The sequence below is a fragment of the Micrococcus sp. APC 4021 genome, assembly GCF_030407635.1.
In the GTDB taxonomy this organism is placed as follows: domain Bacteria; phylum Actinomycetota; class Actinomycetes; order Actinomycetales; family Micrococcaceae; genus Micrococcus; species Micrococcus luteus.
The window spans coordinates 1-12313 of the sequence record NZ_JASDCZ010000065.1; the positions used below are offsets into that span (position 1 = coordinate 1).

General features: G+C 69.6%; 11 protein-coding genes. 3 read left to right on the forward strand and 8 right to left on the reverse strand.

Annotated features, from left to right (window positions below):
* Positions 1 to 10 precede the first annotated feature (10 nt).
* The gene (gene trxB, locus QL983_RS07175) at positions 11 to 1012 is read left to right on the forward strand and encodes a thioredoxin-disulfide reductase (RefSeq protein ID WP_061867465.1); all 1002 of its coding nucleotides are present in this window, start codon (positions 11 to 13) and stop codon (positions 1010 to 1012) included.
* A gap of 31 nt (positions 1013 to 1043) precedes the next feature.
* The gene (gene trxA, locus QL983_RS07180; RefSeq protein WP_323662986.1) at positions 1044 to 1433 is read left to right on the forward strand and encodes a thioredoxin; all 390 of its coding nucleotides are present in this window, start codon (positions 1044 to 1046) and stop codon (positions 1431 to 1433) included.
* 117 nt (positions 1434 to 1550) lie between these two features.
* Here the strand turns inward: trxA and QL983_RS07185 are convergent, their stop codons facing one another.
* The 8 genes from QL983_RS07185 to rpmH all read right to left on the reverse strand — a co-directional run bounded on the left by QL983_RS07185 (position 1551) and on the right by rpmH (position 9706).
* Positions 1551 to 2924: a ParB/RepB/Spo0J family partition protein gene (locus tag QL983_RS07185; protein ID WP_078025341.1), complete on the reverse strand. Its 1374-nt coding sequence runs from the start codon at positions 2922 to 2924 to the stop codon at positions 1551 to 1553.
* A 2517-nt stretch (positions 2925 to 5441) separates the two neighbouring features.
* On the reverse strand, positions 5442 to 6389 hold the full coding sequence (locus tag QL983_RS07190) for a ParA family protein (RefSeq protein ID WP_100057059.1): 948 nt from the start codon (positions 6387 to 6389) through the stop codon (positions 5442 to 5444).
* Between the two features lie 74 nt (positions 6390 to 6463).
* The gene (gene rsmG / locus QL983_RS07195) at positions 6464 to 7189 is read right to left on the reverse strand and encodes a 16S rRNA (guanine(527)-N(7))-methyltransferase RsmG (protein WP_081097758.1); all 726 of its coding nucleotides are present in this window, start codon (positions 7187 to 7189) and stop codon (positions 6464 to 6466) included.
* Complete coding sequence (locus tag QL983_RS07200; protein ID WP_036314423.1) at positions 7182 to 7766, reverse strand: R3H domain-containing nucleic acid-binding protein; 585 nt, start codon at positions 7764 to 7766, stop codon at positions 7182 to 7184. The genes rsmG and QL983_RS07200 overlap by 8 nt, the downstream gene beginning before the upstream one ends.
* Positions 7767 to 7768: 2 nt before the next feature.
* Positions 7769 to 8767 carry a membrane protein insertase YidC gene (gene yidC / locus QL983_RS07205; protein ID WP_010079777.1) on the reverse strand — a complete coding sequence of 333 codons (999 nt, stop codon included), beginning with the start codon at positions 8765 to 8767 and terminating at the stop codon, positions 7769 to 7771.
* Positions 8768 to 8772: 5 nt separating this feature from the next.
* A complete protein-coding gene (gene yidD / locus QL983_RS07210) occupies positions 8773 to 9141 on the reverse strand; it encodes a membrane protein insertion efficiency factor YidD (RefSeq protein ID WP_020628390.1) in 369 nt (122 codons plus the stop codon).
* Positions 9142 to 9540 carry a ribonuclease P protein component gene (gene rnpA / locus QL983_RS07215; protein WP_002856442.1) on the reverse strand — a complete coding sequence of 133 codons (399 nt, stop codon included), beginning with the start codon at positions 9538 to 9540 and terminating at the stop codon, positions 9142 to 9144.
* A 28-nt stretch (positions 9541 to 9568) separates the two neighbouring features.
* Positions 9569 to 9706, reverse strand: coding sequence for a 50S ribosomal protein L34 (rpmH, locus tag QL983_RS07220; protein ID WP_002856443.1), 138 nt, complete (start codon positions 9704 to 9706; stop codon positions 9569 to 9571).
* A 342-nt stretch (positions 9707 to 10048) separates the two neighbouring features.
* On the opposite strand from rpmH, the gene dnaA reads away from it, so the two are divergent.
* Positions 10049 to 11602: a chromosomal replication initiator protein DnaA gene (gene dnaA, locus QL983_RS07225; protein ID WP_036314426.1), complete on the forward strand. Its 1554-nt coding sequence runs from the start codon at positions 10049 to 10051 to the stop codon at positions 11600 to 11602.
* The last annotated feature ends 711 nt before the right edge of the window (positions 11603 to 12313 follow it).

The following is a 12313-nucleotide window of genomic DNA, read 5'->3' on the forward strand; positions in this document are numbered from 1 at the left end:
GGAGGAACCCGTGGCCCCCACCGCCCAGGACCCGAGCGTCCACAACGTCGTGATCGTCGGATCCGGCCCCGCCGGATACACCGCGGCGATCTACACCGCCCGCGCCGACCTCTCCCCGGTCCTGGTGGCCGGGGCGGTGACCGCGGGCGGCGAGCTGATGAACACCACCGAGGTGGAGAACTTCCCGGGCTTCCCGGAGGGTGTGCAGGGGCCCGAGCTGATGGCGAACCTCGAGGCCCAGGCCCGCCGGTTCGACACGGAGGTGGTCTACGACGACGTCGTGCAGGCCGACCTGACGTCGAACCCCAAGGTGCTCACGCTCGGCGACGGCACCCAGCTGCGCACCCACGCGGTCATCCTCACGACCGGCTCCGCCTACCGGAAGCTCGGCGTTCCCGGCGAGGAGCGCCTCTCCGGCCACGGCGTCAGCTGGTGCGCCACGTGCGACGGCTTCTTCTTCCGCGAGCAGGAGATCGCGGTCGTGGGCGGCGGCGACTCCGCCATGGAGGAGGCCCTGTTCCTCACGAAGTTCGCGTCCAAGGTGACCGTGCTGGTCCGCAAGGACGAGCTGCGCGCCTCCAAGGTGATGGCCCACCGCGCCATGGAGAACGAGAAGATCGAGTTCCGCTGGAACACCGAGGTCACGGAGGTGACCGGTGACGACAAGGTCAACACCCTCCGCCTGCGGGACACCCGCACCGGCGAGGCGTCCACGCTGGACGTGACCGGCCTGTTCGTGGCCATCGGCCAGGACCCGCGCACGGACCTGGTGCAGGGCCAGGTGGAGCTCACGGAGCACGGCACGATCCGCATCGACCATCCGTCCTCCCGGACCTCCCAGCCGGGCGTCTTCGCCGCCGGCGACGTCACGGACCACACCTACCGCCAGGCCGTCACCGCCGCCGGCTCGGGCTGCGTGGCCGCCCAGGACGTGGAGCACTACCTCGCGACCGTGGCCGATGTGGAGGAGGCCGCGCCGGCCGGCCCGGAGTCGGACGCGAACCCGGCATGAGCCACTGACTCATGACCCCTGACGGAGCGTCATGAATCATGTCGATAACACCCCTGTCCACCCTCGTCAGACACAGAACAAACCCCAGGAGGCTGCCATGAGCACCATCACCGTCACCGACGCCGACTTCGACCAGAAGGTCCTCCAGTCCGAGCTGCCCGTCCTCGTGGACTTCTGGGCCGAGTGGTGCGGCCCGTGCCGCATGCTCGGACCCGTCCTGGAGGACATGGCCGTGGAGCACGAGGGCAAGGCCGTGATCGCCAAGCTCAACGTGGACGAGAACCCGGCCATCGCCGCGCGTTACGGCGTCACCTCCATCCCGCTCGTCGTGGGCTTCCAGAACGGCGAGAAGGTCGCCGAGTCCGTGGGCGCCAAGCCCAAGGCCGCGCTGGAGAAGGAGTTCTCGGCCCTGCTCGGCTGAGCCCCTCCCCCACTCACCACGACGGCCCCGTCACCCCAGAGGGTGACGGGGCCGTCGTGCGTTGATCTTCAGGACCAGCGGCGGGTGCCCGTGGACGCCGTCCGCGGGAACTCCGGATCAGGACTTCTTGCCCTTCCCCTTGCCGTCCTGACCGCCCTGGATGAGGTCCATGATGCGGTTCAGGTCCTCCACGGTGGTGAAGTCGATGGCGATGCGGCCCTTGCGCGCGCCGAGGGTGATCTTCACGGCGGTGTCCAGGCGGCTGGTGAGCGCGGTGGCGTAGTGGTCCAGGCGCTCGTGGCGGGCGTCGTCCGTGCTGCGCCGCGGCGTGCGGCCCGGCCGGAGCCCGCCCTGCAGCTGCGCGACCGCCTCCTCCGTGGACCGGACGGACAAGCCCTCCGACTGGATCCGCTGCGCCAGACGCTCCATGTCCGACGGGTCCGTGAGACCGAGCAGCGCACGCGCATGGCCGGCCGAGAGCGTGCCGGCGGCCACGCGGCGCTGCACGAGGGGCGGCAGCTTGAGCAGCCGCAGCGTGTTGGAGATCTGCGGACGAGAGCGGCCGATGCGCTGGGACAGTTCCTCCTGCGTGCAGGCGAAGTCCTCCATGAGCTGCTGGTAGGCGGCGGCCTCTTCGAGCGGGTTCAGCTGGGAGCGGTGCAGGTTCTCCAGCAGAGCATCCCGCAGGAGGTCCTGGTCCGGGGTCTGGCGGACGATCGCCGGGATGGTGTCCAGGCCGGCCTTCTGGGTGGCGCGCCACCGGCGCTCTCCCATGATCAGCTCATGGGGGGTGGGGCCGTCCACCTCGCGCACGACGATCGGCTGCAGGATGCCGACCTCGCGGATCGAGGTGACCAGTTCCGCCATGTGGTCCTCGTCGAACACCTCACGCGGCTGCCGCGGGTTGGGGTGGATGTCCCCCACCGGGATCTCCCGCAGGACCGCGATGTCCGCGGACACGGTCCCCTCGGTCGCGGCGGACTCAACGCTCGAGTCCCCCGGTTCCTTCCTCGACGACGTCGCGGAGGTGGCACGCTTGCTGGGCGCCTTCACCGTCGGCATGGCCGGACGCCCCTTGGTCGGCCGCGCCGCGGGTGCATCCTCGGACTCTGCGGAGAAGAACACGTCGACGGGACGCTGCGCGGGTCGCGAGGCACGCTTCGACGAGGTGGGCCCTGCCTTCGTGGCGGACGTGGCGTTCCTGCCAGTCGCAGCCGTTGATTTCCCGGCCTGTGTCGTTCGGCCCGCGGTCTTCCGCTGCGAGGCCGACGGGGCGGGCTCGTTGGACCCCCCTGGCGTCTCGGTCGTCGCGGTGCTCCGCGTCGATGTCGTGGTGGCCTCCGCTGCCGCGGCAGCCTTCGGGCCGCTCTTCACCGGCACCGCAGAGTCCTTCGGGGAGGTGGCCTCGGCGTTCTCTTCCGGGGCTTCTACAGTGCTCTGGATCAGGGCGCCGAGGCCTCGCCCCAGGCCTCCTCGACGGCTCGTCTTCAACGGGTCCTCCTGCAGTGAGTGGGTCTGGGATCAGTGTAGGTGAGCGGCCTGGTCTCGATGGTCCCGGGCGGCGGGAAGACACTTCTCAAGGTGCTCTGGCCCTGACCGCCGGGGGGCGCGCGAGGGCCTGACACGTGCAAGGGGCGCGGCGAGGTTCGGGCCTCGGTTCTGGGGTGAGACGTCCGTATTGGGCCCGGACGGCAGGATGTGGGCGCGCGGACAGCACCTGCCGCGAGCGTGAGTGTTTCACGTGGAACACTCATAGTGGGGGCGCTTCGGAAGGGTGCCGCTGCAATCCTCAAGACCTCCTCGTGTTCCCTCTCGAAGTTCACTCGTTTCACATGAAACGCGAGCCCGCGTCGACGAGCGGACGGTATCAGAATCACGGCTGTCAGTTTGTTGTTCGTGTTCTCCCCGGCCGATCAGCCCTCCGTGCGGACGGTACTCAGATCGCTGGCTACCCGCATGATGTATGTGCTTCATCGGACGCGCAATGGCGGACCAGCAGCGAAGCACTCGTGCCACTTCCCCGCGGTGTGATGTGAACACTCGAATCGCCGAACGGATGAGCTCGGCCTACTCGTCGCTTCGCCGTCAGTGCTTCCTTACACCCGCGCAGCTCACGAATTGAACGCTGCCTCACCATCCGCGTTTCACGTGAAACACGGACGAGTCTGTCATCCAAGTACGACATGAGTTCGGGTAACCCACGTGCTCGCTCACCCGCGAGTCAGTGCCACATTACTGCGCCATTCTCGGTCAGCTCGCTCCCGGCACGGATCGTGTGCTCCCTGGATCGCCTGGGATTGTGACCTCGCGGCACGGCGCTTTCACCCGAAGCTCATTTCACGTGAAACGTATCGTTCGAAGATTCGACCATGCACTCGTGCCACGGAAGTCCGCCCACGAGCGGGTTGCATTCAGATACTGGCGTCCATAGGAGGCGTGAGATGCGTTCGAGGTTCAGACTCCTCGCGCTGCTGACGTCGTGACCCGGGCGCGTCGAGCGCCGGACGTCGGTCGTTCGGTTTCACGTGAAACGTGGCGGCGTACTGGGCACGAACGCCGGGTCGCGGGTCCCATGTCGCGCAGCTTGCACCGACTTGTGCCGTTGACCGTACTGTTCGATGTAGTCGCTGCCGTCAGCAGCGGCCGTACAGACATATGGCAGGCCGTTCCGCCCGACAGACCGGGCCCATTCCTCCCGTCTGCCCATTTTGCCCATTAAGTTTCACGTCCGACTCGTGTGGAACCGGGTCTTCACCCGTCCGTCCGCACGCGGCTCCCTCCGGGGATCGACGCTAGATCTACGCGCGAGCATCGTGTTTTACGTGAAACCCCCGGCCACCACCTGAGTGATCGACGTCCTGCTTCCACGTCGTTGCAGGGGTCAGAACCGTGTGGCCTGAGCGTCCCGCACTGAGCTGATGCGGGTTTCCCGGGGGAGGGGACCCAGGCTGACTCAGCATTCCCCTGCCGACCCCGTACCTAGCCGTCGGGCCGCGCTGGGGATTCGCCAGACCAACCAGCGCCATGGTGGCACCCACGGCCACCTACCCACGGCGTCCCCTTGTCCACAGATCTTGTCCACATATCAACATCGACGATAGCCGCTAACCACTGCTGACTCCGCAAAGTGCCAGCTCACATGCTTGTCTTTGTATACATTGGGGGCGTGCGGCCGCCCCTCTTCGCCGGACTCTCTCCTACTCCGTACACAGGAATGCACAGTAGAACTGTCCTTCTGGCGCCGCCGTTCGGCCCCTCCAACTCAGACGAATCACAGCAGCCCACCATCGCCGCTGACGTCTGCTCTCGCACACGCTGACGGCAGACCGGCCGCGTGCCTCGCGGCGACACCACGGCCCGTGCTCCGCTCTGGCCCCGATTCCCTGCACGTCACCGACGGCGAGGAGGTCTGACCGTGGGGGAGAGGGGGCACCCAGTCACAGCACCCGGCCTGCTCGCTGGCTGCATCCTCGAGGCTGCAGCGCACCCGGGTGAAGGAGGAGGGACGGATTATACCCTGCACGGCCGCGCCCGGCGGCCAGGACGTTCCCCACGCGTCGCGCAGCCCTCGCGGAGCACTTCAACGCAGCGTGCACCGCCGGCCCCCACACAGCCGCCGTCTCCGCCCCGCCGCCATGCCGTTCACCCCGTGAGTTCGTGCGTCGCCGCCCGCGGCTGCACCCAGGCCTCGCGACAGGTGCGCCTGGCCGGCGGCGGAGGCGCCGGCCCAGCGGAAGAGAGGGGAGCGGGACAGATGGGAGCGGTCCACCACGGGCACCCCTCCCCATCGTCCCGCCGCGGCGGCACCACGCTCGCACCCTCAGAGAAGGTCGTTTCACGTGAAACACGAACTTCCGATATGCCCAGCGTTTCCGCTTGTCTTTTCACCCCCCATCTTCCGGGCCACGCTCACTCACGACGAAGCCCGCCGGGGGATCGCTCCCTCCGGCGGGCTTCGTCGTCGTCAGCAGCGCCATTTGGCGACCGCAACAGCGGGTCGCCTGGGCGTCAGCTCTTCAGGGCCGTCGGCGCACCGCGGCCGGCGATCTCCGCGGCCGCCTCCCGGTACGCCACGGCGCCGGCCGAGGCCGGGTCGTAGGTCAGCACCGTCTGCTGATAGCTGGGGGCCTCGGAGATGCGGACGTTGCGGGGGATCGCGGTGTTCAGCAGCTGCTCCGGGAAGTGCGTCCGGACCTCCTCCGCCACCTGCACGGCGAGGTTGGTCCGCGCGTCGAACATCGTCAGCAGGATGGTGCTCACCTGGAGACGCGGGTTCAGGTGCTTCTGGATCATCTGCACGTTCTTGAGCAGCTGGGAGAGGCCCTCGAGGGCGTAGTACTCGGCCTGGATCGGGATGAGCACCTCCTCGGCCGCCACGAACGCGTTGACCGTCAGCAGGCCCAGGGACGGCGGGCAGTCGATGAACACGTAGTCCAGCCGCTCCTGGCCGTCCTCCTCGCGCCAGGCGGTGTACGCCTCGAGCGCTCGAGACAGTCGCTGTTCGCGGGCCACCAGCGAGACCAGCTCGATCTCGGCACCGGCCAGGTCGATCGTCGCGGGCACCACCTGCAGGCCGTCCACGTCCGGGGCGTCCTGCACGACGTCCTGGATCTCCATCTCGCCCAGGAGCACGTCGTACACGGAGGCGACGTCTCCGGTGTGGGGGATGTTCAGCGCGGTGGACGCATTGCCCTGCGGGTCGATGTCGACCACCATCACCCGCATGCCCGCGCGGGCGAGGGCCGCGGCCAGGTTGACCGTCGTCGTCGTCTTGCCGACGCCGCCCTTCTGGTTGGACGTCGTGAACACGCGGGTGCGGTCGGGGCGCGTCAGACGGCGCCGCTGGAGCCGCGCGGGCTCCTCGACGTCGGCGCCGCCCTTCTCGGCGGTCCGGCCGGTCCACTTCTGGCGCAGGGCCCTCCAGGCCCCACCCCGGCTCTCCTGCTCCTGCGCCATGCGGCTCTACCTCCTGGGTCGCGGGTGTGCGGATCTGCTGCCGCCCGGCCCGTCCCGTCCCGGTGGGGGAGGGGTCAGCGGGGACGCGCGCTGACGCGCACGACGGTGGTGGTCTCGGGCAGCAGGCCCTCGCCCACCGTGAGGATCTCGGGCTCGGCACCACCATACTTGCGCAGGACCTTGCGGGCGGCGGCGATCTCGTCGGCCGCGGAGCGGCCCTTGATGGCCAGCAGCTCCCCGGCGCCCTGCAGCATCGGCATGGTCAGCGGCACGAGGGTCTTCAGCGCGGACACGGCGCGGGCGGTCACGACGTCGACGTCGAGGTTCCCGGAGACCTGCTCGGCGCGGCCGCGGATCACGTCCACGTTCTCCAGGCCGAGGTCGGCGACCACCATGTCCAGCCACTCCACGCGCCGCTCGAGCGGCTCGATGAGCAGGAACTGGCAGTCGGGGCGCGCGAGCGCGAGGCACAGGCCGGGCAGGCCCGCACCGGAGCCGACGTCGGCCACGAGCGCACCCTGCGGGAGGAGCTCCTCGACCACGGCGCAGTTCAGGACGTGGCGCTCCCAGAGACGGGGCGCCTCGCGCGGGCCGATCAGGCCCCACTCGATGCCGGTGTCCGCCAGGTGGGCCACGTACGCCTCGGCCCGGGGGAGGGCCTCGCCGAACAGCTCGACGGCGGCCGGCCGCAGCGCATCGGTCAGCGGCGGTGCCGGCTGTCCCACGGGTGCGGGACGGTCGCCCCGGTCCCGCGGATCCAGCCCGGGGCGCCGCTCGTAGGCCGAACCCTGCTCAGTCATCGGCGGAGATGACCACGTGCCGGCGGGCGCCCTCGCCCTCCGACTCGGAGGTCAGGCCGGCGTCCGCGACGACGTCGTGGACGATCTTGCGCTCGTACGCGCCCATGGGCTCGAGGTGCACGGGACCCTCGCCGGCGCGGACGCGCTCGACGGCCGCCTGGGCGGCGGTGCGCAGGGCGACGTTGCGGCGCTCCCGGTGCCCGCAGACGTCCAGGATCAGCCGGGAGCGGTGCCCCGTGGCGGCGAGCACGGCCAGCCGGACGAGCTCCTGCAGGGCCTCCAGGGTGCGGCCGTCGGGGCCGACGAGGCCGTCCAGGCGCTCATCGTGGTCCTCGGAGACGACGGACACGTACGTGCGCCCGTCGCGGACCTCGATGTCGATGTCCCCGTCCAGGTCCGCGATGTCGAGCAGCTCCTCGACGTAGTCCGCGGCGACGTCGCCCTCCTCCTCGAGGCGGCGCACCGCCTCCGAGACGGCGGCACCGTCCTGCTCCGCGACGCGAGAGCCCTGGCCCACGGGGGTCTCGACGACGGCGTCCTCGGCCTCGGAGGCCGGGGTCACGTTCTCGGCGGACATGCTCACTTCCTCCTGCGGTTCTTGCGCTGGGGCTGGACGCGCTGACCCGACTGGCGGACGACCTCACCGTTCAGCACGGCACCGCCGCGGCCCGCCTGGGTGTGCGCGGACGAGGGCGTGGCCTCGGCGTTCGACACCTTCTGGCCCACGGGGGGCAGGCCCTTGGCGGCGCGGCGCTCGTTGAGCTCCTTCTCGGCGAGGGAGCCCGGGGTCGGGTTGTTGCGGATGATCCACCACTGCTGGCCGACGGCCCAGAAGTTGGAGTAGGTCCAGTACAGGAGCACGCCGATCGGGAAGTTGATGCCGCCGATGCCGAAGATCAGGGGCATGGCGTAGAGCATGATCTGCTGCGTCTGCATCATGGGCCCGGAGAGGGCCTGCTGCGTCATGTTCTTCGTCATGAGCATCTTCTGCATGAAGAACATCGAGCCCGACATGAGCAGGATCAGCACGATCGCCGTGACGATCACGGGCCCGCTGCCCGGCGCGCCGAGCGAGTTCATGAAGGTGTCCGACATGCGGGCGCCGAAGATCGTGGAGCCCTCGAAGGAGCGGATCTGGTCCGCGGACAGGGCGTCCATGGCCTCGCCGCGCTCCGCCGCGCCGCGGGCGCCGATCAGCACCTGGTAGAGCGCGAAGAAGAACGGCATCTGGATCAGCAGCGGCAGGCAGGCGGCGAACGGGTTCGCCTTGTGCTCCTTCATGAGCGCCTGCTGCTCCATGGCCATGGCCTGGCGGGAGAGCTGGTCCTTCTTGCCCTTGTACTTGGCCTGCAGCTTCTGCAGCTCGGGCTGGATGGCCTGCATGGCGCGCTGCGCCTTGATCTGCTTGACGAACAGCGGGATCAGCAGGGTGCGGATGAGCACCACCAGCAGGAGGATGGACAGGGCCCACGTCCAGCCGGAGTCCGCGGGCAGGCCCGCAAACTCCAGGATGCTGTGGAACGCCCCGAGCAGCCAGGACATCAGCCAGCGGAACGGGGAGAGGATGGCTTCGAACATGGGGGTCAATCCTCCTGCGGGAGATCAGGTGGGATGGGAGGGTGGTTCAGGGTGAGGATGCGCGGCTGCCGGCCCGGCGGCCAGCGTCGGTGCCCGGGCGGGACCGGGTCCACGCCGCCGTCGTTCCAGGGATGGCACCGGCCGATGCGCCGCGCGGCGAGCCACGACCCCTTGACCGCGCCGTGCACGTGCACGGCCTCCAGCCCGTAGGCGGAGCAGCTGGGGAAGAACCGGCACACGGGTCCGTACAGCGGGGAGACCACGGCCCGATAGACCGTGAGCAGGCCGGCCAGCAGGGCGGACGGCAGCGCGCGCAGCGGCCCCCACTCACGGGAGGGCTCGAGCACGACGAAGGGCGAGGGCGTGACGGTCATCTACGCGTGCTCCGAGGCGGCGGGCAGGTGCGGCTTCAGGGCCTTGCCGAGCGCGCCGACGGTCTCGCGGCGCAGCAGCGCGTAGTCCGCCTCGGCGGCGGCCGGCAGCGCGCGGACCTGCACCAGAACCGGCAGGTCGCGCAGCGGGGGCAGGCGCATCTGATCCGCGACGACGGCGCGCAGCCGCCGCTTCACCCGGTTGCGGGTCACCGCGTTCCCCACGGCCTTGGACACGACGAACCCGGCCCGCGGCCGAGGGGCGCTCGGCGACGTGGACCGGGTCTGATCGGGGTCCGTGGCGACGCTCACCACGACGGTGCGCCGACCCGCGCGGGTGCCGGTGCGACCGAGGTGACGGAACTCCGCGGGCGTGCGGACGCGACGGTCACGGGGCAGCACGGGGCGCGCCGTCCCTGGACCGAGGTCCTCAGGCGGACAGCTCGGCGCGGTTCTTGCCGCGGCGAGCGGACAGGATGGCGCGGCCGGCGCGGGTGCGCATGCGGGCACGGAAGCCGTGCTTGCGGGCACGACGGCGGTTGTTGGGCTGGAACGTGCGCTTGGTCACTGTGATCTCTCCACGACGTGTTGTGTGCCTTCGACCGTCGACCTGAGCAGGTGGACCAGGGGGAAGGACCGGTGAGGCTCTGACATGAAATCCCCGGCGGGCACGATCAACCGACACCCGGGGGACCAGACAACTCTAGTGGCCGGGGTACGCAGGGGTCAAACGGGTGCGCGCGGATCCCGGGCGCCCGTGGGCGCCCGGGGCGGTCGTCCACAGGATGATAGGGGTTGTCCACCGTCTGTGCACAACCCTGTGGACAACCGTTAGACTCCGAGCACCGTCGTCCGTCTCGCGCAGCCGCCCCCGTCCCCGGGGCCGTCTGTCCCAGGAAAGGAAGCCTCCGTGGTGGCAGACCAGGCCGTGCTCAGCTCGTGGCGCTCCGTCGTGGGCTCCCTCGAGGACGACGCGCGGGTCAGCGCCCGCCTGATGGGCTTCGTCTACCTGGCCCAGCCGCAGGGCCTCATCGGCAACACGCTCCTGCTGGCCGTGCCGAACGAGACCACTCGCGAGACGCTCCAGGGCACCCAGGTGGCCGACGCCCTCACGGACGCCCTGACCAAGGAGTTCCGCGAGGAGATCCTGCTGGCCATCTCGATCGACGCGAACCTGCAGCCGCCGCGCACCCCCTCGTCCGAGGCCCGCCGCTCCTCCCTCGCCGGCGGGCCGTCCGGCGCCGCGGCGCCGGACGTCGAGCTGCCCCCGGCCGCGACCGCCGCCACCTCCCGCCGCGCCGTCGCCGAGGAGCTGCCGGGCTTCCGCATCGAGCCGCCGGCCGACGTCGCGCCCGCCGCGACCGCGGCCCCGAACGGGAACGGGAACGGCAAGCCGACCCCCGCGCCGCCGTCGACGTCCGCGGAGACCAGCCGCCTCAACGACCGCTACCACTTCGAGACGTTCGTGATCGGCTCGTCCAACCGGTTCGCGCACGCCGCCGCGAACGCGGTGGCCGAGGCGCCGGCGAAGGCGTACAACCCGCTGTTCATCTACGGCGAGTCCGGCCTGGGCAAGACGCACCTGCTGCACGCGATCGGGCACTACGCCCGTCGCCTCTACCCGGGCCTGCGGGTGCGGTACGTGAACTCGGAGGAGTTCACCAACGACTTCATCAACTCCATCCGTCACGACGAGGGCGCCTCGTTCAAGCAGGTCTACCGCAACGTGGACATCCTGCTGATCGACGACATCCAGTTCCTGGCGGACAAGGAGGCGACGGTCGAGGAGTTCTTCCACACCTTCAACACGCTCTACAACAACAACAAGCAGGTGGTCATCACCTCGGACCTGCCGCCCAAGCAGCTCTCCGGGTTCGAGGACCGGCTGCGCTCCCGCTTCGAGTGGGGGCTGATCACGGACATCCAGCCGCCGGACCTCGAGACGCGCATCGCGATCCTCCGGAAGAAGGCGGAGGCCGAGGGGCTCGTGGCCCCGCCGGAGGCGCTGGAGTACATCGCCTCGCGCATCTCCACGAACATCCGCGAGCTCGAGGGCGCGCTGATCCGCGTGACCGCGTTCGCCTCGCTCAACCGGCAGACCGTGGACATCGAGCTGGCCGAGCATGTGCTCAAGGACCTGATCACGGACGAGACGGCGCACGAGATCACGCCGGAGCTGATCCTGCACGCCACGGGGGAGTACTTCAATCTCACCCTCGAGGAGCTGACCAGCAAGTCCCGCACCCGCACGCTGGTGACGGCGCGGCAGATCGCCATGTACCTGCTGCGCGAGCTGACCGAGATGTCGCTGCCCAAGATCGGTCAGGTCCTGGGCGGCCGCGACCACACCACCGTCATCCACGCGGACCGCAAGATCCGCGAGCTGATGGCCGAGCGGCGGACGATCTACAACCAGGTCACCGAGCTCACCAACGAGATCAAGCGGAAACAGCGCGGCGCCTGAGCCACCCACTGCCCCCTCGAGTCCCGGTTCGAACCTTCGACCGGGACTCGAGTCTTCTTCCACATTGTCCACCGGTGTGGACAACTCTGTGGAGAACCCCCGCCACTGTGGACAACCTCCGCGCCTGTGGATGGCGGAATCAGGCCGCTCACGCCGCGTCCACACCCCTGGGGACGACGACGGTGCACAGGCTGGTGAATCACACGGATGTCATTCGGTGGTCCACACGTATCCACAGATCTCCACAGCCGAAAACCGCATGATCTCGCGGATTTCGACGGGTGTGGACGCGTCCTGTGGACAGGAATGTGGACAACTGGGGGGTGGATCCGGGGATGAGTCTGGACAACCCCGGTCGGGCCTGTGCAGAGCGGGGGGAGGGCCTCCGAGGCTCGTCCACACCGGATGCACACCCCGAACGAGCGGGCGTCCACACGGTTCCCCCAACCGGATCCGCATGGTGCCGCGGTAGAACGGCGTTCTCCACAGGATCCACACTCGCTACCACTCCTTCTGATCCCTCTGGAGAGATCCCGCCAAGCAACATCAACTCCGCCGCCCCGCACCGAGCTGAGCGCCTCGACGGCCCGGGCTCCGCCCGGGCGCCCGAGATCCGTGGAATCACACGGCTGTCATTCGTCGGCGACCTGACACCCGCCGCGCGGACCGCCTATGCTGAGGCCCGCGTGTCGCCGTTCCCCCCGGGCCCGC

Excerpts from the sequence above, each read along its gene's own strand:
- QL983_RS07200 (WP_036314423.1), bottom strand. The coding sequence starts at position 7,766 with ATGTCCGCCGAGAACGTGACCCCGGCCTCCGAGGCCGAGGACGCCGTC.
- yidD (WP_020628390.1), bottom strand. The coding sequence starts at position 9,141 with ATGACCGTCACGCCCTCGCCCTTCGTCGTGCTCGAGCCCTCCCGTGAG.
- yidC (WP_010079777.1), bottom strand. The coding sequence starts at position 8,767 with ATGTTCGAAGCCATCCTCTCCCCGTTCCGCTGGCTGATGTCCTGGCTG.
- QL983_RS07190 (WP_100057059.1), bottom strand. The coding sequence starts at position 6,389 with ATGGCGCAGGAGCAGGAGAGCCGGGGTGGGGCCTGGAGGGCCCTGCGC.
- rsmG (WP_081097758.1), bottom strand. The coding sequence starts at position 7,189 with ATGACTGAGCAGGGTTCGGCCTACGAGCGGCGCCCCGGGCTGGATCCG.
- trxA (WP_323662986.1), top strand. The coding sequence starts at position 1,044 with ATGAATCATGTCGATAACACCCCTGTCCACCCTCGTCAGACACAGAAC.